The following is an 18,963-nucleotide window of genomic DNA, read 5'->3' as shown; positions in this document are numbered from 1 at the left end:
GAATCTTACCTGTCATTACTTCTCCGTCAGTTTTTTGAGCCGATCGTATCCCTTAATCTCCTCCGGTTCCCACGGAATAATCACGCTGTGGTTTGCCGATGCTTCTTTGATTTGTGAGATCCATTGTGCCTCCGAACTCGCTCGGCCTTGTAACACCGGATCCGTTGTCTGCGTTGCAGCGAAGCTCTGATTGATCGCCCACCATTTTGTAGGGATATTTGCTCGCTTCAAGTCCTCGTTCAATCGGGAAGCCTCGTAAAAAGGCGTGGCCTCTGCCAGAGTAACTATAACTACGCTGGTCTCCTCAGGATTTCGCAGGCGCGGCAGAAGATGCTTCACCGAATTAGGAATCTCTCCAGAAGAACGTTCAATTTCCTTATGGTACTCTTGAGTTGCGTCCAAAAGCAGCAGCGTATGTCCGGTTGGAGCCGTATCAATCACGACAATCTCATCCTGTGAACGCTCAACCAAGTCTGCAAAAGCTCTGAAGACAGCAATCTCCTCTGTACAAGGAGATCGTAAGTCTTCTTCCAAATAAGCAAGACCATCTTCATCTAAGGAATCGGCATTTTGGCTCAATACTTCATTACGGTACTTTTCCAGTTCGACTCTTGGGTCGACTCGACTCACCGATAAATGTTTGTTTCCTTCCTCATCTAAAATGTGGTTAAGATGTGCGGCAGGATCGGTTGTACTCAGATGTACTCGATGCCCCTGTTCAGCTAAGCCAACCGCAATAGCTGATGCGATGGTTGTCTTTCCGACACCCCCTTTTCCCATCGTAAATACAATACGTACTCCGGATGATGCTATATCACGAATGAGAGTGCTTAATGGTGGTGCTGAAATCTGTTCCACGTTTTCAGAGCTTAATGATTGTTCTATGAGTGAAAATAGTTGACGCAAATGGGTTAGTCCCGTTAGGTTATATGGAACTAAAGGTATCTCATAATGGAGAATGGTCTTTAGGTTCTCCGGCATCGCATCTAACGCGATTTGTTGGCGTTTATAGAATGCTTCTGAAATGGGATCCGGGTTTGAATGAAGAACAAAAGTGCCGTTCATAACAAGAATCTGATTATTCATTCCCGTCTCTCTTAATTCGGATGAAGCACGGGCAGCCTCCAACAGCGGTGAACGATCTGGACGCGTCACCAACACGAGTGTTGTTTGTTGTTCGTCATTCAGCGTTGCCAGTGCGTTGCTATATAGTTCCTTCTTCGACTCCAATCCTGCTAATGGACCTAAGCATGAAGCACCGTGTGTACTTTCATCTAAAAATCCGCTCCAAGCGGTAGGAAGTTGCAACAACCGAAGCGTATGCCCCGTTGGCGCTGTGTCAAAAAGAATATGGTCAAAGCCGGCTTTCAGCTCTTGATTGGTCAAAAGGGTGGAGAACTCATTGAAGGCGGCAATTTCAACCGTACAAGCACCTGAAAGTTGTTCCTCCATCGAAGCAATCACGGTATCCGGAAGTTTGCCGCGGTACGGATCAACGACCTGTGCTTTATATTTACTTGCTGCCGTCTCCGGATCTAAATTGGCGACATACAGGTTAGGCGCTCCTTGAATCTGAACAGGATGATTGGATAACGTCATACCGAAAACGTCTTGCAGATTCGACGCCGGGTCTGTGCTGACTAGCAAAACTCGCTTACCCGCATCTGCAAGGGATATGGCTGTCGCGCTCGCGGTAGAGGTCTTTCCTACTCCGCCTTTGCCCGTAAAAAAGAGATACGGCGTTAGTGGAATATCATTTGGATGAAATGATCTACTCATCATTGTGCACCTACTTCCTTCTGTCATTGCTTCGTTTTGAGCTCAATACGCAACTTCGGTTTTTTCACCAAGTCCGTCTCTGCCAATCCAGTCCAAGCACACCATTCCTCCATTGAGGGATAGCCTTGGATTTTCGTTACCTGACCGTTTAACAAAACTACCGGCAAAACTTCCGGACCTTGTTCAGTAAGCAGCTGATTGACAACACGTTTCGTAAGAAATGCATCTGGCTCACTTGCTAGGTTATAACGAGCAACATCGATGTCCTTGCTTTTTAGATTGTGGACAACGGTTGATACGCGAATCAATTCAGGGTCCACGCTTGGCCCACATACTCCTGTAGAACAACACATGGCCGGATCATAAATTTCAATGGATATCATGGTCGTTTCCCTCCTGTAATAAAGGAAGCCGAGAAAAGTTCCCGGCTCCTACGTTCTATTTGATTACTCGCCGGTTTCAGCGAACTTTTGAATACGCTCGCCGATTTGATCGCGAACGCGCTGAAAAACAGCCCATTTTTCTTCGTCGGTACCCTGAGCCTTGGCAGGATCGTCAAATCCCCAGTGCTCGCGGCGAACATGAGGAGGTGTCATCGGACAACGATCGGCAGCATCACCGCATAGGGTGACCACCAAATCGGATTGATTCAACAACACCGGATCAATGATATCCGAAGTTTGGTTCGAAATATCGATCCCTACCTCGTTCATTGCTTTGACCGCATTCGGGTTTAGGCCATGAGCTTCGATGCCGGCGCTGTAGACATTCCAATCATCACCCAGATGTTTTTTGGCCCAACCTTCCGCCATTTGGCTGCGGCAAGAGTTGCCTGTGCACAAGAAGTAAAGTGTCTTTTTTTCCATAATCGTTTCTCTCCCTTATCACTTGAATTAAAGTATGGTTAGCCAGATATATAATCCTAAAAGGGTTATAAATAACGTTGGGATGGTCAATATAATCCCTGTCTTAAAGTAAGTCCCCCAGCTGATCTTCACGCCTTTGGTCGAAAGGACATGCAGCCAAAGCAAGGTGGCTAGTGAACCAATCGGTGTAATTTTGGGACCTAAATCGGAACCAATCACATTCGCATAAATTAAGGCCTCTTTAATGGCAGCCGACGTGTTTGTCGCATCGATGGCGAGTGCATCAATCATGACGGTCGGCATATTGTTCATGATGGAAGAAATAATCGCAGCAATGAAGCCCATCCCCATGGTTGCAGCAAACAGACCTTGATCCGCTACGCTCTGTATGACACTTGCCAAAAGGTCCGTAAGACCGGCGTTACGTAAGCCATAGACCACAACATACATACCGATCGAGAAAAATACGATGGCCCACGGAGCCCCTTTGAGTACTTCTTTGGTTTGCACAGCCGGACTTTTTCTCGCCATCAGCAGGAAGAATATCGCGATAACGCCAGCTACGATCGAAACGGGGATACCCACAAATTCACACACAAAGTAACCGATCAGCAGCACACTTAATACGATCCATGATAAACGGAACATCTTAGGATCTTGTATTGCCGTTGAGGGTTGTTTAAGCTGCGTCCCATCGAACTTACGCGGGATGCTCTTGCGGAAAAACAAATAAAGCACAAAGATACTGGCTACTAAAGAGAACAGATTGGGAACCAACATGCGACTGGCGTATTCGATAAACGTAATGCCGAAGAAATCGGCCGATACGATATTCACCAGGTTGCTGACTACAAGTGGCAGCGAAGTTGTGTCCGCAATAAAACCACTTGCGATGATAAAAGGGAATACCTTCTTCTCGTCAAAATTCAGCGCTCGTACCATGGCAAGCACAATCGGAGTTAAGATTAGAGCCGCACCGTCGTTTGCGAAAAAAGCAGCGACAACAGCTCCAAGAACGGATACATACACAAACATCCGGATACCGTTTCCTCGAGCTGCATTCGCCATATGTAAGGCGGCCCACTCGAACAAACCGATTTTATCCAAGATCAATGAAATGATAATGATCGCGACAAAGGCGAGCGTTGCATTCCATACGATTTGGGTGACATCCCATACATCCTGAAAGTCAACGACTCCAACGAGCAGTGCAAGTACAGCACCACCGCAGGCAGACCATCCAATGGATAGATTTTTAGGCTGCCAAATGACAAAAACTAAGGTAACAAGAAAAATGATGCTAGCCAGGACAACAGAAACCAATGTTCAAACCTCCAATTATGCGATGACTTAAGTACAGCAAGAATCAATATATAACTATATGCTTATATAAAAAACAGAGATCATTTTTAGCATCACTCAACCATTTGCTAAATATTCCTGTTAATCACAAGCACAGTTAACTTCCTTATTCATGGATGAGAGTACTTCTTGAGCACTTGGCATCTCATTTAACACGGCTTGGATATATGGCTTATCATCAACATTCAAGGAATAAAAAACCCATTGGCCACGACGGGCTTCATTTACAATCCCCTGAGACTTAAGCTTTCTTAAGTGCTGGCTAATCGCTGGCTGGGACATGTCGAAAATATCAACGAATTCGCAAACACACCATTCTTTTTGTTTAAGAAGCGTTAACATAGTAAGCCTTGTTTTATCTCCAAGCAGTTTTAGCTTTTCGGCAATTTCGTTCATTTGCTCCAATATGATTCACCCCATTCTTGTAAGTTAAATCATAACCATATAATTTAATGCTTATATATTAATCGAAAGAGCGCTTGATTTCAAGTGTGTAGACGCAACTTCCAAAAATTTCCCATTAAGCAACACCACATCCTACTTGCAGTGGGGATGGCTTGAACGATACTTCGGTTCTTACCGCAAGTAGGTTTTCTACGAATGTGGTTATAAAATCTTTATGCATTATCGCTTATATCAGCAAATTATATATCCGAATCCCGCCCTCTCTTGGGGGGGCAGGTCTCCCCCCGCCCTTCTTTCATCATCACCTTGTGTCAATCACAATTCAATTCATTTGATTTGTCTAAGCATCCTGGTTTACTGCGACACCTTCCCCGATGGAATCAACTTACACAGCCGTAATCGAACTAACCAAACAGTAAATCCAGAATCTTTTCATTTGCCTTTCTATTCTTTCCGATGTAAGGGTAGCAGTGGATATGAATCGCTGGATTGAAGTTGATTTCTATAATGCTGTAATTGGTATCGGTTGCTTCTTCCTCTAAGGAATCAATCATCATATCCACACCACATATAGTCGCTCCTGCAGCTTTAGCTGATTGAATGGCAAGTTCCTTATAGCTGTTTGGCATTTCATCCGTAAAATCGATACTGTCTCCACCTGTACTAATGTTCGAATTTTCTCTTAGATAGATAACTTCCCCTAGCTGGGGTATATCGTTCCAACTCATACCTCGGTTCTTCAAAAACATCTCTTCTGCTTCCCCTAACTGAATTTTCTCAAGGGGAGTCTTATACCCTTTACCTCGAAGTGGGTCTTTATTCTTCTCATGAACAAGCTGTTCGATCGTGTGGATACCGTCACCGACGACATTTGCAGGGACACGATGCAGTACCCCTACAACCTGATCCCCCATGACCAGAAAGCGATATTCCTTTCCTGTCATAAATTCTTCAAGAAGAACCGTTTGATCATGCGAAAAGGCGATTTCAAACGCTTTTTTCATATCCTCTCTCGAATAATCTTGATTGAAGATCGTAATGCCCAACCCAAAATTGGTTGATTTGGGCTTTATCACAATGGGAGTACCGCGATATGTTTCATAGGTGGACATTGCTTCATCCAAGCTCTGAAACGCTTCCCCTGACGGTACACGAATTCCATGTTGTTTGAGAACTTCTTTCGTAACCACCTTATTTTCCATAATTAACACCGTACTATAGGAATCCAAGGAAGTTTTCGTTGCTTGCTTCACATACTCTTGATGATTACCTTTTGATAGTAATACAAAATTCTCATCCCGATCCATCCACTTAAAGCGTATGCCTCGTTTCACCGCTGCCTTTAAGAGAAGTTGAGTTGATAATTCGAGATCCTCATACCCTGCAAAACGGTATCCATTTTGAATACTGTTCTGAGCGTATGTTTTCGCTTTTTCCAAATGGTATGTCAGATAGGATGATTTTTGAATCTCGGACTTCACTCTAGATGCAACATTCAACTCAGTATGAAGAATCTTTTGCTTTTCACTGTCCAGAATGTGCTGATAATCCTCATTCTTAGGAAATAAAAGCTGCACCATATCCTTCATCTCATCGATAACAGCGAGTGCCATTTCCTCCATCGTGAAATGACTATATTCAGGCTCGTTTAAATAGCCTTTTATACCCTCCATAATCACCTGATCTTGGTTTACATCAGCTATCCTTTGGTCTTCCTCATGGAAGGATTCATCTACTTTAAGCAGCATAAAGAGAATAAACAAATGTATAAAGTGCATCATTTCTTTACTTATTCCAATCTTATGAAGTGGATTAATATCCATAAATCGAAGCTCTAAGTATGCTACTCCATCTTCCACAAGCTCTTGGCACGGATTGATCCCCTTAGCGGTTTTTAAGCGAACGGGGCTGTAAAATTCCTTTACGCTCAGTAATTCATTCTGTTGAATCAGCCTGTTTAAGTCATGAACATACTCTTTGGCCGAATGAAAAGAAACATAATACGATTTTTCGTTCCGATAGCCACACATACTGTTCCGAAGTGAGTTCATAATCGGAAAATAATAACTTTTATTATCATGGGAATCCGCCAAGTTAACACATTGCTCAATATAGGTATTATCAAAAACAGGACTTGCTCCTGTTAGATAAATGAGCAGCCATCGATACCTCATCAAGTTACGGGCTACTTTAAAATAAATCGCATCTTTGAACTCCTTAAAGTCTTTATGCCGTCCCTGGGTATCATATAGCTTTGTAAGAAATTTCTCATCAAACGAGAAATTATAATGAATTCCGCTTAACAATTGTCTTTTACGACCATACTTATCCGCCAATTCATTTCGATAGTCGTCTGCGATGGGATCGCTCATTTTGGCAATAGGTATTTCATTCTCTTCAGGAAGCATGGGAGGATTGCTACTAGGCCACAAATACTCTCCTTCCAATTCCACAGAAACAATGTCTTGCAAGGCTTCCATGAAATGATAAGTCTCTTCAATCGACTTGAAGGCTGGAGTGATCATCTCAATTTGACTTTCTGAGAAATCAGTTTGAATATAAGGGTTTTCCGTCTTGCTTCCAAAAGCCTTTGGGTGAGGTGTCAGTGCAAGCTTTCCATCTTGATCGACCCGTACATTTTCTTTTTCTAAACCGAAATGACCTCGAAGCAGATCATTTTGAAGTGCATGGTCTATTACAACCTCTATAAGTTCACGATTCAACAATTTCATGTTTATGACCGTCCTTTATCCTTGTTCATTAAGAAGTGGCAAACGATTTATGAATACTGCGCAAAGACTTTCTAAACCAGATGACCAAAATGATACCCTTAAAAACACTACTTAGCGCAATCGACATCCACACCCCATTTAAACCAAACGGTTCAGATAAGAGCAAAGCCAAGGGTATTCTTAGCGCCGTAAATAAAATGCTGAAGATCGGCGGAATATGTGTTTTACCAATACCGTTAAACGCACCTACGGTCATCAGTTCCATGCACATAAATAATTGGGAGAAGCCGATAATTCGCATATAATCTTCTCCGAGCTTCATACTCGTATCATCAGATAGAAACAGCGAAAAGAGTTGCTGAGGGAACAAAATGAATATGAGCGAAATGAAAGTGCCAAATATGGAGGTCAACAGCAACGCTTTTCGATAACCCTGCTGAATTCGATCCAATCGACGTGCTCCGTAATTTTGTCCAAAAAAGGCCGCGATAGCCCCTTGTAGACCACCGATCGTCATATAGGAGATCGATTCAATTTGAATGCCAACTTTTTGAACCGCAATGGCATCAGCCCCCCACCTTACAATAATTTTAGCAATAATGATCGAAATGATCGTAAAGGTGACCCGTTGAATCGTAATCGGAACTCCCAATCGGATAACTTCTTTCATGAGACGATTGTTCCAGACCGATTGCTTAGAGATCATTTCTAAGTTTTTCGTTTTCATGATAAACAGCAAAGTTACTAATACATTGGCCGTTAATGTAGCAATAGCGGCCCCTGCAACTCCCCAACCTTCAAAACTGCCAACTCCATAGATTAGAAATGGATCAAGAATAATATTTAAAATGAGACCCATTGAAAAAATATAAAATGGTTGTTTACTGTTTCCCATCGCATTCAAAATGGTTGCATATAAGGTGTTCAGAATTGAAAATAGGGTACCTACTATCGAAATCAATAGAAATTGCTTCGCCATCTGCTCAACTTTTTCACTTCCCAGATCGAAGAAACCGATCAGCTGGTCCTGGGTCAATATGATAAAAACCATGTAGAGCAGCCCTAATACAATAGACATGATAAATCCGTTTTTTACATAAGACTTAGCTTGTTCTCCCTGACCGGCCCCCATACAATGTGAGACCTTGATGCCAGTACCAATCGTTATCATGGTCGATAACGCAATCGCTAAATTAATGAAGAAGCTTGCTGTGCCAATTGCAGCAACCGGTCCACTTCCTAGTCCTCCAACCCAAATCATATCCACAAGACCGTAGGTTGTAGATATAAAATTGGTTGCAATGATGGGAATCGTCAATTTCATTAAAGTAGACATAATAGGACCTTGGGTTAAATCATTCGTGCCCTTCATGATCTAGTTGCTCCTTCTTGCTCTCATGTTAAGGTAAAACCCGACCGCAAGGGTCGGGGCGAAAGCCTGTTACTGAATTAAGTTGTGCCGTATCGTTTTCTTTTCGAATTTGCTTTGTTGTCTTTTTAAGTGAAATCTAATTCATACATAAGCATACGCTTATATTTCAGCCGAATCTGTGACTGATTTTATAAACGCGGATTCTACTTCTAAAAATCTTTCGCTGTCAAGAGCAGCCATACATCCTGTACCTGCAGCTGTAATCGCCTGACGGTACTTCGGATCTTGTACGTCTCCGCAAGCAAAAACCCCGGGAATGTTCGTTTCGGTCGTACCAGGTTTCACACGAATATACCCAACTGGATCGGTATCGATCTGTCCTTTTAAAAATGCTGTATTGGGCGTATGACCCGTCGCAATAAAAATTCCGTTGGTCTCGATGATTTCTTCATTTCCTGTTTTTATATCCTTGACTCGCAGTCCGGTAACTCCGCGATCATCTGCGATAATTTCAGTGGATTCTTTGCTAAGAGCCCAGCTTATTTTAGGATTTTGTCTTGCACGTTCCTGCATAATCTTCGAAGCACGCAGTTCATCACGACGATGGACAATCGTTACCTTAGAAGCGAACTTCGTAAGGAAATTGGCTTCTTCCATGGCAGAATCTCCCCCGCCCACGACCAGCACTTCTTTATTTCGAAAAAAGAAACCATCACATGTCGCGCATGTGCTTACGCCACGGCCGATATTCTCCTTCTCGCCTGGTATACCGCCAAGTAAATTCGCTGATGCTCCCGTGGAGAGAATGATCGTTTCAGCTTCCAATTGACCCAGCCCCTCAACGGACAATCGAAACGGACGTGAAGAGAAATCCACTTCATGCACCCAACCATTCCTAAACTCAGCACCGAATCGAATCGCTTGTTTTCTCATATTATCCATGAGCTCAGGTCCCATGATTCCATCAACAAATCCAGGGAAATTCTCAACTTCTGTAGTTAATGTCAATTGGCCACCCGGTTGTGGTCCTTCAATAACAAGCGGATTCAAATTAGCTCTAGCTAAATAAATAGCTGCTGTTAAACCTGCTGGACCCGTTCCTATAATGATGGATTTGTACATAACTCTTCACTCCTTCGTTTGTTTGTACAGGGAGAATCCTGTCTTTCGATTCTCCCCCTTCTCTAATTATTAATTGCAGCTCGTTTTAGCAGATGAAACTGGCATGCAACAATCGTTGGCATTCGGCGCACTGCTAATACCACATACGCCAGTCTCTGGCAGCTCTAATTCAACCTTCGATGCAGCTTCCAGATCGCCATCCAGGTATGCTGCAATAGATCTGACCTGTTCGTAGCCCGTTGCCATAAGAAAGGTTGGCGCTCGGCCATAACTCTTCATTCCAACGAGATAAAAGTTCTTGTCTACATGGCGCAGCTCTTTTTCACCATGAGGTCTTACGGTTCCGCAGCTGTGTACATTGGGATCGATAAGGGGCGCAAGTGCTTCAACACTCTCCGTTGCAGGATCAATGCTAAGTCTAATCTCACTCAAGAATGAGAAATCCGGCCGGCTTCCTGTATTTACGATAATCTCATCGATTTCTTGTATCGCCTTGCTTTCACCATTTGCAGTCCCTTGGATATGAATCCTTCCATCGTTTTGGGAAACCTTCTCGATCATAAATGGAGTAACCACCTGGACTTGGCCGGCATCAATCAACTGGTGAATGTGGCTTCCAAGTGCTCCTCGAGCCTCTAACTGGTCATTCTCTTCACCACCGTAAGCTTCTTCAACCGATTTCTTTCTCATCACCCAAATAATTTCCGTGCTCGGATCTGTTTCTTTCAGCTTGGCTAGATCTAGTAATGTGTTGATCGCAGAGTGCCCGCCTCCTACGACTGCAATGCGTTTCCCTGTGTACTTCTGCTTTTGTTCTGCCGATAAATCCGGAATTCCATAATAAATGTGTTCTTTCAAATCACGCTCTTCACGTGTCCAAATCCCGTCTGCATGCAGCGGATTCGACTGTCCCCAGGTTCCGGACGCATCAATGACTGCCCTGGCTTCAAAGCGTTCCGTGGAGTTATTCGTTTCAACATAAAGTACGAATGGCGCAGCTTCACGCTTAGCCGATTTCATTTTATCTGTGTTTTTTTTCGAGATGGAAACCACTCTGGAATTCAACAGGATATAGGGCTCCAGTTCAGGCACCTTCGCCAAAGGTCTCAAATATTGATGAACGATCTCTTGACCGAAAGGTAATTCCGTTAGGACGGGTGGCTGCCATCCATGCTTACGTAAAAGACGCTCAGCGGCTTTATCGATGTTATATTGCCATGGTGAAAAAAGACGTACATGTCCCCATTGTAGAATGTTCTGACCAATGCTGGATCCGGCTTCAAAAAGGATAAATTTTTGCCCTCTCTCCACCAAGTGAGCTGCTGCTGCCAAACCAATAGGGCCGGCACCGATAATCGCGACCGGCAGGTTAGAGTTGTAGGACGCATGCTCCTCCTTTACAGCTTCCTTAGTGTTTGACGGTACTTGGGGAGTACAACAAGAAGATGAGGCTACCTTAAATTCAATGTTCTTCATACAGAAACCCTCCTTATGTTTTTGATTCATCAACTTTTTTTGATGTATGAGATAAAAAAATTATGTTTTTGTATTAGGATAGAAAACACAGCATAGCTTTTCGGATAATAATCCTTTGATTTCTTCATCGTTTAATTGATAATAGTTCCATTTTCCGATGCGTTCCATCAATATAATATTTGCATCTAGCAACATTTTTAGATGGTAAGACAGTTTTGATTGAGGCAGTTCCAGCATGTCAGTTAGGTCACAAACACATACTTTACCTCGTTGATTTAGTTCATAAATGATTCTCAGCCGATTTTTATCAGATAGGGCTTTAAACTTTTGTTCGTATAGGCTCAAAACGTCTTCTTGTATAAGGGAGACCTTCATGTTGTCACCTCATCTTTCCATCAAATTATTTTGATGTGGCCATTGTAGCAAGTCGCATTAAACACGTCAAGCATCAATTTTTTTTGATTTATATTGGAGTATATTCAAAATCAAACTCCAATATACAAAAGAACTGATCACAAGCCATAGAATTGTATTACTTGCATGTTGCAAATATATGTTGTATAACTATGACAAGAGGTGATTCGAAAATGGAAAATGCTCGTGAGTTGTTTCAAATCATGACCCGAAGGTTTGGTCTACTTAATAAAAACTGCTGCAGTATCGGAGGAAACGACGTTTCTTTAGTTCAAAGCCACATCTTATACGAAGTGGACCGGCAGCACAATCCTTCGATGCAACAGATTGCTGAAACACTAGGAACCGATATTACGACATTTAGCCGGCAGGTCCAATCCCTAATCAAAATGAATTTAGTTAAAAAAACACCAGATCCGCAGGACCGAAGAGTTCACACACTTGCCCTTACGACGGAGGGTAAATTTGTAGCAACAACAATTGATATGCAGATGAATGACTATCTTAACGAAGTATTCTCTTATATGACCGATTTCGAAAAAGAAACAGTTCTTCATTCCGTTAAAATTTTTAACGACGCGATGGCGAAATCCAATAAATGCTGCGGCCCATTATCTGAATAATAAATTTATTATATAGGAGATGAATTACGATGCTGCTCCATTCTTACGTTGCAGAGTATTTAATGAAAAGTGACCTTCACATTCAAAAAAGCCGAGAGATAACCAATAAAGAACTCAATAGAAAAAAATCTCGTATTTCATTCTCATTTTCAAGGCAACCGCGCAGGAATGCCTGCTGTGTTTCCTGCTGCTAAGCTTAAATTTCCTACATAGGAGGAACTGATTATGAAAACCACTTCGATTAGAGCAGCAGTCACTGATGATGTGGAACGAATATTGAACATTTATAATCAAGGAATCGAGGATCGTATAGCTACGCTAGAAGTTGATCAAAAAGATATTGCATACATGAATAACTGGTTTCAACAACACCAAAATCGTTATGCAGTCATTGTAGCTGAGTACGAAGATGTCGTAATCGGCTGGGCTTCCCTTAACCCTTTTTCTCAACGATGTGCTTATGACGGTGTTGCCGACCTATCCATATACATCGATCGAGCCTTCAGAGGTAAAGGAATTGGAAGTATACTTCTCCAGCGTCTTGAGGAGATTGCTAAAGAAAAAGACTTTTATAAAATCGTGTTGTTCACCTTTCCATTTAATCAAAATGGTCAAGGCTTATATCATAAACTTGGTTACCGTGATGTGGGGGTATTTGAAAAGCAAGGGGTCTTGGATGGGAGATATGTGGATGTTAAGATCATGGAGAAATTAATAAATATAAAAAAACCTAAAGCGTTCCTCCAGTGTTAATTTACTATTATTTCGGATTAGTGCTTAACAGTACTTTCGAATATGATGACCTTAGTATACCTACAATTATAAATGAAAGTATATTTTTTTGTATTATTTCGGCTATATTCTACATTGAACGAATTCGATATAACAATATCAATTATAGTGTTTCGCAAGCATTCTCTGATTTCCTCATTATTGCAATAGAAAAGCGAACTATCAGAGGATAGTTCGCTTTTCTTTCCTCCTTTATAGCTGCAACCACGTGGAAATATCCTCAGAAATGAGACCTTGATGACGGTGCCTAATAGGCATTTCGCTAATTTGCAACAGAAAGTAACTATCGTTGTTCCTAAAACATTCAAGGAGATACTTATCTAATAAATCAACATCATCATCCGTCTTGATAAGGTATACACGATCATGAAGATGTTTGATGTCATACAAACTATCCAGATGAAAATTAACGCAATCTTCGGTCCAACCTTCGTTCTTTGGCTTATATGAAAACAGATAGAGCTTCGATATTTAAATCAACCCCTTATAGTCCACTATAGCCCGATTTCTTTGGAGCTATTCAATTTACTTTGTGGTTGAAAAAGGATCTTCAACAACGGTGGAGCAATTAATGTCGTCAGAATAACCACAATGACAACAGATGTGAAATATTCTGGTAGTAGAAGTCCTGCTTGTAGGCCTGTGGAAGCAATGATTAATGCAACTTCCCCTCTTGATACCATGCCAGCTCCGACAGCAAATGATGATAAGTTATTAAAACCTGTAATTCTCGCTCCAAGAGCACCTCCCAGCAATTTGGTCAGAACTGCGGCTATGGTCAATACTACAATGAAGCCTACTTGTTGACTAACTCCTTGAAAGGATACATTGAGCCCAATGCTTACAAAAAAGACAGGGACAAAAATCGAATACGCGATGGGCTCGATTTTTTGTTCAACGGTGTGCTTTAAGGCCGTTTGTGAGATAGCTATTCCCGCAGCAAATGCACCAATTATACCGGCCATCCCCATCAAATCTGCGAAATAAGAAAATCCAAAACACACGACAAGTGCAATTGAAATCACAGGCTCTGTAACCTTTAAACTGGAGAGCCACTTCAAGACATGAGGAACAATAAGCCATCCTGCAATAATAACACCGACGAAAAATAACACCTTCTTACCTATAAGAAGGCCCATGGATATTTCCTGACCCGTGCCCAGGAAACTCATCATGAAAGCGAGTAGAATGACGACCAAAATATCATCTACTACAGCTGCCCCAAGGATAGTCGTTCCTTCTTTCGAACCAAGACGATCCAGATCTTTTAATACTTGAACAGAAATGCTTACGGAAGTTGCGCTAAACAACACTCCCATGAAAAGGGCGTAATTAACTGAAAAACCAAATAACTCTGCAACTCCATACCCTCCGATGAAAGGTAGTATAATTCCACCAACAGCAACAGCGACTGCTGATTTCCAATTCTTCTTCAGTTGTTCTACATCTGTTTCCAAACCAGCAATAAACATAAGCAGCAATACTCCTATCTCTGATACGTAATGGATAAATTCATTACTATCTATCCAACCAAGTACGGCAGGACCTAGAAGTATCCCGACAATTAGTTTTCCAAGTACAGCTGGTTGACCTAAACGTACTGATAAGTCTCCAGCTAGTTTAGTGAAAAGCAAAATAAGAACTAAATACCAAACAAATTCCATCCTATCTTCTCCCTCTGTCTTTAACTCGTATTCGAACGCGTTCTGGATAAATATAATCTACTCAAAATCCTAGGTCAATATAGGCATGAGAGCTATTTAAATAGGTTTAAAAGACCATTAAACCCCCGAATACATCCCCGTATACGATTATCTACATAAAATTCGTTAAAACTCAATCTAAGGGCGTATTAAAACGCGTGTTGTTTATTGGTTTCTCAACAACAGAAAAAGCGAGAAGAGTTACGCCCCGGTCATTTGCCGCATTCATGCAGCCGTGCGTGTCATTCTCGCCTTTTCTATGGTTACATACTGTCACGGGCAAACCGTCATGTGGTGTTCAACATAGAGTCAACTTACGGTCAGTTCGTGTTCATTTTACTGTCAAACCTAACCGCGTCTCACAATCTCCACCTTATTCACAAATCCTAAAGCAAACAATAAGTAGTGGTTTCCAAGTAACAGCAACGAATAAATAACTATCGCCCCGTTGATTAAATTACGTTTAATTTTCGAGGTATCGATACAAGGTTGTTTTACTAATCCCTGTTTCTTCACGTATTTGTGCAAGTGTATATTTATTGCTTTCATACATCTGGATCGCCTTCATCACGTTCTCATCAAGCTTGCGTGGACGTCCTAACTTCGTACCTTTTTCCTTAGCCTCATCCAGCCCTTTTTTGGTACTTTCACTAATTAAATCCCCTTGAAATTCTAGGATAGTTTCCACATGTTTATGGAATAAACGACCGGAATCTTCTCGGGTGTTTAGGTTTTCATTCAATGAATACAAATGGACTTGTCGGATTTGAAATTGATCCAATAATTCACTAAGATGCCTCGTCGAGTCAGCGAGCGAAAATAGTCTGGTCACAACTATTGTATCTCCAGGCATGAGTCGATCCAACATCAATTCTAATTGAGTTCTCTTTTTCGCAGATGAGTGTTCTTCTTTAAATAAGTGATCGCAGGACTTTCTTTTTAAAATTTCTAGTTGATTTTGACAATGTGGATCATCCTGAGAGGGTCTCATGTAACCAAATATCATATTAAAACTCCTAATCACGTATGACTTTATAAAATTATAACACATATAAGGGACCAAAAAGGTTCCATTTTGGTGCAATCCGTGATAATATCAATGTACTAGAACCGGTCATGACTTTAAAAGTAAAAGTCATAGCAAATGATAAGGAGTGGAAGTACAAGTGATTGAACGGATTAAACAAGAATGGTTTTCTAACACCAAAAGCGATATCTTAGCTGGTATCGTGGTAGCTTTGGCTCTTATTCCAGAAGCGATTGCATTTTCAATTATCGCTGGTGTTGATCCAATGGTAGGACTATATGCTTCATTTTGTATCGCTGTAATTATATCTTTTATAGGTGGTCGGCCAGGGATGATTTCCGCTGCTACCGGAGCAATGGCCTTACTTATGGTTCCGCTCGTAAAGGAACATGGCATTCAGTATTTATTGGCGGCAACTGTCCTCACGGGCATCATCCAATTGCTGTTTGGAATATTCAAAATCGGCAAACTCATGAAATTCATACCGAGAGCTGTCATGATTGGTTTTGTTAATGCTCTTGCTATTCTAATATTTATGGCTCAGGTACCGCATTTTGTAGGAATTTCAACTCTGACCTATATATTCGTGGCTGTTACTCTCATTATTGTATATGTATTACCCCGCTTCTTCAAAGCTATTCCTGCGCCTCTTATCGCTATTGTTGTGCTCACTGCCGCAGCAATATGGGGCAATCTAGATTTGGGAACTGTCGGTGAATTGGGAGTCATCACTCAATCCTTACCCTCTTTTCTAATCCCTAACATCCCATTTAATCTTGAAACGTTACAAATCATCTTCCCTTACTCGATTTCCCTAGCCGTTGTGGGTTTGGTTGAATCTCTTCTAACCTCTTCGATTGTAGATGATATGACCGAAACAGAGAGTAACAAAAATAAGGAAGCTCGTGGACAAGGCATCGCAAACATCATTACGGGTTTCTTCGGTGGCATGGCTGGCTGCGCGATGATCGGACAGTCTGTCATCAATGTAAAATCGGGCGGTCGTACTAGGTTGTCGACATTTGTAGCTGGTGTGTTTCTGATGTTTCTGATTATTGTTCTAGGTGGAGTTGTGGTACAAATTCCAATGCCTGTCTTGGCTGGGATCATGATCATGGTATCAATAGGTACTTTTGACTGGTCATCATTCTCCTATGTAAGAAAAGCCCCTAAAAGTGATGCTTTTGTCATGCTGGCTACTGTCATTGTTGTCGTTGTTACGGACAACCTTGCAATTGGGGTTCTCTTAGGAATCATCTTAAGTGCCATATTCTTTGCTTCTAAAATATCAAAGGTAAGTGTTACAAGCGAAATCAGGGGGAATAAAACAACGTTCAAGATCTCTGGCCAACTCTTTTTTGCATCTGTAGAAGGATTCGTCAACGCATTTGATTACAACGTCACAGACAAAGACATTGTTCTCGACTTTTCGAATGCGCACATTTGGGATGACTCAGGGGTCGGCGCCGTAGATAAAGTTGTAATTAAGTACCGTGCTAATCATAATCGTGTCACCATTAAAGGACTCAATGCATCAAGTGAAAAAATTGTAAATAGATTAGCTGTATACCACGATTCTAACGCGCAATTAAAATCTCATTAGAACAGGAGTGATATCCATGTATCAACATATTTTACTTGCTGCGGACGGTTCAAAGAACTCCGTTCGCGCTGCAGCTGAAGCAGCTCGGTTAGCATCTCTTGCTGAAGGTGCAACAGTAGAAGTTCTGTACGCTGTAGATCCAACAAAAATAAAAGAAGAGGTGCTCCATTCACAAAACCATGAAGAAATTGAATTAAAACGGAAGCAAAAACTATTACCAGTTACAGAAGAACTGGGAAACAAAAGCGTGAATCATCAAATCACAATAGTCATTGGTGATCCGGGCCCCACAATTGTTGATTACTCGAAAAAGGAAAGTGTTGATCTTATCATTATAGGTAGTCGAGGCCTTAATTCATTTCAAGAATTTGTTTTAGGAAGTGTCAGCCATAAAGTAGTCAAGAGAGCTCAGTGCCCTGTTATGGTGGTAAAGTAGAACAAATAATTAAACATGACCTATGTCAAAAGCATAGGGCATGTTTTTTTAATCTTTAAGTACTTAATCAAACTGATAACGCTTCTTCAAAAACCTCATTAACTTCAAAGTTTTCGCCTTACGATTAACCACCTTCATTCTTAAGTCATAGGCTCCAGCCCATTTTCGAATCGTTTAAATAGGCAACTGCATAGGATGAAAAGAAAATTACGAAACCATAAAGAGGAGAATGAATATGTATCGCTATCATCCATGCCACCCTTATCAAGGGCATAATCCTACGCATAACTACTGTAATAACCAAAACTGGAGCAATTATTTGAATCCTCATTATTCAAGTTGGAACAATACCAACTGGAGTCGTTATAATGAAAATTTGAAATTAACAGATTATGGGCAAAGACCGCTTGTGTTGAATATTGATCAAGCAACTAAACAAAACAATACTTACCGAACCGCTTTATGGACAGGGAAGCACTTACAAGTGACACTAATGAGCATTAATGTTGGAGATGACATTGGTTTAGAAGTTCATCCAACAACTGATCAATTCATACGAATTGAACAAGGTCAGGGACTTGTTCAAATGGGTGATAGTAAAGATAATCTGGATTTTCAAAAAATGGCCTATGATGATTATGCGATCATGATACCGGCTGGAAAATGGCACAATGTAACCAATATGGGTAATGTACCACTAAAAGTATACGTGATCTATGCTCCTCCTGAGCATCCATATGGCACGGTTCATGAAACAAAAGCAGATGCCATGTATGCTAGGTACAATAAAGGATAGTAACATTAAATTAAAACAGCGGCAAACTTGGGTTTTGACATCTCAGTTAGCCGCTGTATTTATTCCCCTTTCAAAACTCCGCCTCATCCTGCTCAAAGAATCCCATCAGATTTAACGTGTTAGCCATAAAAAAAGCTTGTCGGTTTGATGGACTGAACTGCACCCCAATTGTTAGACACATCTAATAGTTGGAGGTGCAGTTTTTTTATGACTAAATTTACTAAGGATAGCAAATTGGCATTAATTCAAGGGTATGACTCTGATCTTCTATCTCAGACCGAATACGCAAATCAAGTGGGCGTTACCAAGTCTCAATTCCAATATTGGTTGAAGCTCTATGAGATGCATGGTGAGACTGTCTTTACTAACGGCTATACAAATTATCCGGCAAGCTTTAAACTGGACGTACTCAGTCATATGGCTCAATCAGACGCTTCTCTCATGGATACCGCTGT

17 protein-coding genes and 1 pseudogene are annotated in these 18,963 nt (G+C 41.5%); 6 read left to right on the top strand and 12 right to left on the bottom strand.

Annotated features, from left to right (window positions below; genetic code table 11):
• Positions 1 to 15: 15 nt before the first annotated feature.
• The 10 genes from arsA to PGL02S_RS18185 all read right to left on the bottom strand — a co-directional run bounded on the left by arsA (position 16) and on the right by PGL02S_RS18185 (position 11,489).
• Entirely contained in the window at positions 16 to 1,779 is a 1,764-nt protein-coding gene (gene arsA / locus PGL02S_RS18230; RefSeq protein ID WP_036638834.1) for an arsenical pump-driving ATPase, read from the bottom strand.
• Positions 1,780 to 1,802: 23 nt separating this feature from the next.
• Complete coding sequence (gene arsD / locus PGL02S_RS18225) at positions 1,803 to 2,162, bottom strand: arsenite efflux transporter metallochaperone ArsD (RefSeq protein WP_036638485.1); 360 nt, start codon at positions 2,160 to 2,162, stop codon at positions 1,803 to 1,805.
• Positions 2,163 to 2,225: 63 nt separating this feature from the next.
• Positions 2,226 to 2,645 (bottom strand): arsenate reductase (thioredoxin), encoded by a 420-nt coding sequence (gene arsC / locus PGL02S_RS18220; RefSeq protein ID WP_028407113.1) that lies wholly within the window; start codon positions 2,643 to 2,645, stop codon positions 2,226 to 2,228.
• 27 nt (positions 2,646 to 2,672) lie between these two features.
• On the bottom strand, positions 2,673 to 3,968 hold the full coding sequence (locus PGL02S_RS18215; RefSeq protein ID WP_036638482.1) for an arsenical efflux pump membrane protein ArsB: 1,296 nt from the start codon (positions 3,966 to 3,968) through the stop codon (positions 2,673 to 2,675).
• Positions 3,969 to 4,088: 120 nt separating this feature from the next.
• Positions 4,089 to 4,412 carry an ArsR/SmtB family transcription factor gene (locus PGL02S_RS18210; protein ID WP_036638480.1) on the bottom strand — a complete coding sequence of 108 codons (324 nt, stop codon included), beginning with the start codon at positions 4,410 to 4,412 and terminating at the stop codon, positions 4,089 to 4,091.
• 404 nt (positions 4,413 to 4,816) lie between these two features.
• Complete coding sequence (gene gshAB, locus PGL02S_RS18205) at positions 4,817 to 7,144, bottom strand: bifunctional glutamate--cysteine ligase GshA/glutathione synthetase GshB (protein WP_036638478.1); 2,328 nt, start codon at positions 7,142 to 7,144, stop codon at positions 4,817 to 4,819.
• Between the two features lie 28 nt (positions 7,145 to 7,172).
• Positions 7,173 to 8,516: an MATE family efflux transporter gene (locus PGL02S_RS18200; protein ID WP_036638475.1), complete on the bottom strand. Its 1,344-nt coding sequence runs from the start codon at positions 8,514 to 8,516 to the stop codon at positions 7,173 to 7,175.
• Positions 8,517 to 8,675: 159 nt separating this feature from the next.
• The gene (trxB, locus tag PGL02S_RS18195) at positions 8,676 to 9,638 is read right to left on the bottom strand and encodes a thioredoxin-disulfide reductase (protein WP_036638472.1); all 963 of its coding nucleotides are present in this window, start codon (positions 9,636 to 9,638) and stop codon (positions 8,676 to 8,678) included.
• Positions 9,639 to 9,707: 69 nt separating this feature from the next.
• Positions 9,708 to 11,114, bottom strand: a complete 1,407-nt coding sequence (locus tag PGL02S_RS18190) for an NAD(P)-binding domain-containing protein (protein ID WP_036638468.1) — start codon at positions 11,112 to 11,114, stop codon at positions 9,708 to 9,710.
• 60 nt (positions 11,115 to 11,174) lie between these two features.
• Complete coding sequence (locus tag PGL02S_RS18185) at positions 11,175 to 11,489, bottom strand: ArsR/SmtB family transcription factor (protein ID WP_036638466.1); 315 nt, start codon at positions 11,487 to 11,489, stop codon at positions 11,175 to 11,177.
• A 212-nt stretch (positions 11,490 to 11,701) separates the two neighbouring features.
• On the opposite strand from PGL02S_RS18185, the gene PGL02S_RS18180 reads away from it, so the two are divergent.
• On the top strand, positions 11,702 to 12,151 hold the full coding sequence (locus tag PGL02S_RS18180; RefSeq protein ID WP_036638464.1) for a MarR family winged helix-turn-helix transcriptional regulator: 450 nt from the start codon (positions 11,702 to 11,704) through the stop codon (positions 12,149 to 12,151).
• A 225-nt stretch (positions 12,152 to 12,376) separates the two neighbouring features.
• Positions 12,377 to 12,904, top strand: a complete 528-nt coding sequence (locus PGL02S_RS18175; protein WP_036638462.1) for an arsinothricin resistance N-acetyltransferase ArsN1 family A — start codon at positions 12,377 to 12,379, stop codon at positions 12,902 to 12,904.
• Between the two features lie 533 nt (positions 12,905 to 13,437).
• Here the strand turns inward: PGL02S_RS18175 and PGL02S_RS18170 are convergent.
• Positions 13,438 to 14,607: a cation:proton antiporter gene (locus PGL02S_RS18170; RefSeq protein WP_036643452.1), complete on the bottom strand. Its 1,170-nt coding sequence runs from the start codon at positions 14,605 to 14,607 to the stop codon at positions 13,438 to 13,440.
• A 502-nt stretch (positions 14,608 to 15,109) separates the two neighbouring features.
• Positions 15,110 to 15,652, bottom strand: coding sequence for a recombinase family protein (locus PGL02S_RS18165; protein WP_036643451.1), 543 nt, complete (start codon positions 15,650 to 15,652; stop codon positions 15,110 to 15,112).
• A gap of 160 nt (positions 15,653 to 15,812) precedes the next feature.
• Here PGL02S_RS18165 and PGL02S_RS18160 point away from each other — a divergent pair, with 160 nt between their 5' ends.
• The 4 genes and pseudogenes from PGL02S_RS18160 to PGL02S_RS18145 form a co-directional block, all read left to right on the top strand.
• Complete coding sequence (locus PGL02S_RS18160; RefSeq protein WP_076152815.1) at positions 15,813 to 17,276, top strand: SulP family inorganic anion transporter; 1,464 nt, start codon at positions 15,813 to 15,815, stop codon at positions 17,274 to 17,276.
• Between the two features lie 16 nt (positions 17,277 to 17,292).
• Positions 17,293 to 17,712: a universal stress protein gene (locus PGL02S_RS18155; protein WP_036643449.1), complete on the top strand. Its 420-nt coding sequence runs from the start codon at positions 17,293 to 17,295 to the stop codon at positions 17,710 to 17,712.
• Positions 17,713 to 17,947: 235 nt separating this feature from the next.
• Positions 17,948 to 18,508: a cupin domain-containing protein gene (locus tag PGL02S_RS18150; RefSeq protein ID WP_036643448.1), complete on the top strand. Its 561-nt coding sequence runs from the start codon at positions 17,948 to 17,950 to the stop codon at positions 18,506 to 18,508.
• Positions 18,509 to 18,715: 207 nt separating this feature from the next.
• A pseudogene (locus tag PGL02S_RS18145) lies at positions 18,716 to 18,963 on the top strand (IS3 family transposase); the annotation flags it as partial.

The organism is Paenibacillus glucanolyticus NBRC 15330 (genome assembly GCF_004000885.1).
Classification (GTDB): domain Bacteria; phylum Bacillota; class Bacilli; order Paenibacillales; family Paenibacillaceae; genus Paenibacillus_AQ; species Paenibacillus_AQ glucanolyticus.
The sequence above is the reverse complement of the archived record's forward strand: the minus strand, read 5'-3'. Positions and strand labels throughout refer to the sequence as shown.

Excerpts from the sequence above, each read along its gene's own strand:
- arsA (WP_036638834.1), bottom strand. The coding sequence starts at position 1,779 with ATGAGTAGATCATTTCATCCAAATGATATTCCACTAACGCCGTATCTC.
- arsD (WP_036638485.1), bottom strand. The coding sequence starts at position 2,162 with ATGATATCCATTGAAATTTATGATCCGGCCATGTGTTGTTCTACAGGA.
- arsC (WP_028407113.1), bottom strand. The coding sequence starts at position 2,645 with ATGGAAAAAAAGACACTTTACTTCTTGTGCACAGGCAACTCTTGCCGC.
- gshAB (WP_036638478.1), bottom strand. The coding sequence starts at position 7,144 with ATGAAATTGTTGAATCGTGAACTTATAGAGGTTGTAATAGACCATGCA.
- PGL02S_RS18200 (WP_036638475.1), bottom strand. The coding sequence starts at position 8,516 with ATGAAGGGCACGAATGATTTAACCCAAGGTCCTATTATGTCTACTTTA.
- trxB (WP_036638472.1), bottom strand. The coding sequence starts at position 9,638 with ATGTACAAATCCATCATTATAGGAACGGGTCCAGCAGGTTTAACAGCA.
- PGL02S_RS18190 (WP_036638468.1), bottom strand. The coding sequence starts at position 11,114 with ATGAAGAACATTGAATTTAAGGTAGCCTCATCTTCTTGTTGTACTCCC.
- PGL02S_RS18185 (WP_036638466.1), bottom strand. The coding sequence starts at position 11,489 with ATGAAGGTCTCCCTTATACAAGAAGACGTTTTGAGCCTATACGAACAA.
- PGL02S_RS18180 (WP_036638464.1), top strand. The coding sequence starts at position 11,702 with ATGGAAAATGCTCGTGAGTTGTTTCAAATCATGACCCGAAGGTTTGGT.
- PGL02S_RS18175 (WP_036638462.1), top strand. The coding sequence starts at position 12,377 with ATGAAAACCACTTCGATTAGAGCAGCAGTCACTGATGATGTGGAACGA.
- PGL02S_RS18170 (WP_036643452.1), bottom strand. The coding sequence starts at position 14,607 with ATGGAATTTGTTTGGTATTTAGTTCTTATTTTGCTTTTCACTAAACTA.
- PGL02S_RS18165 (WP_036643451.1), bottom strand. The coding sequence starts at position 15,652 with ATGATATTTGGTTACATGAGACCCTCTCAGGATGATCCACATTGTCAA.
- PGL02S_RS18155 (WP_036643449.1), top strand. The coding sequence starts at position 17,293 with ATGTATCAACATATTTTACTTGCTGCGGACGGTTCAAAGAACTCCGTT.
- PGL02S_RS18150 (WP_036643448.1), top strand. The coding sequence starts at position 17,948 with ATGTATCGCTATCATCCATGCCACCCTTATCAAGGGCATAATCCTACG.